1 protein-coding gene is annotated in these 744 nt (G+C 64.1%); it reads right to left on the minus strand.

The window, feature by feature from the left end; all coding sequences use genetic code 11:
* Positions 1-744: Gfo/Idh/MocA family protein (locus tag AC1D0P_RS26500; protein ID WP_477679452.1), on the minus strand; the 744-nt coding region annotated here is incomplete at both ends.

Below are 744 nucleotides of genomic sequence, written 5' to 3' on the forward strand. Positions count from 1 at the left end.
GACGAAGGCCACGCCCTTCACGCCGTCCTCGACGGTCGGATAGATCACAGCCGGATCGACCGGCTTGCCGTTGCGCTTGGCGATGATCGCTTTTGCCGCTTCGGTGTAGATGGTGGCAAAGCCTTCCAGATAGCCTTCCGGATGGCCCGAGGGGATGCGGCTGACGCGGCCAGCGGCGGGGCCGGCGCCGGCGCCGTTGCGGGTGAGCAGTGTCTTCGGCTTGCCGAGCTCCGTATACCAGAGATAGTTCGGATCGGCCTGCACCCATTCCAGGCCACCCTTGGTGCCGTAGACGCGGACTTTCAGGCCGTTCTCGTGACCCGGAGCCACCTGGCTGCACCAGAGCAAGCCCTTGGCGCCGCCCTTGAAGCGCATCATCACATGCGCATTGTCGTCGAGCTGGCGGCCGGCGACGAAAGTGTGGACGTCGGCGGCGAGCTCTTCCGCCTCGAGGCCGGAGATGAAGCAGCCGAGGTTATAGGCATGCGTGCCGATATCACCGGTCGAACCGCCGGCACCGGATTGCTTCGGGTCGGTGCGCCAGGCTGCCTGCTTCTGGCCGGTCTGCTCGTTCGGTTCGGAAAGCCAGTCCTGCGGATATTCCATCTGCACCAGGCGGATTTCGCCGAGCTCGCCGTTCTTGACCATTTCGCGCGCCTGGCGGACCATCGGATAGCCGGTGTAATTGTGCGTCAGGATGAACAGCGCATCGCTCTCCTTGGCAACTTTCAGCAGCTTCTTGGC

Source organism: Polaromonas sp. P1_G2, assembly GCF_056405515.1.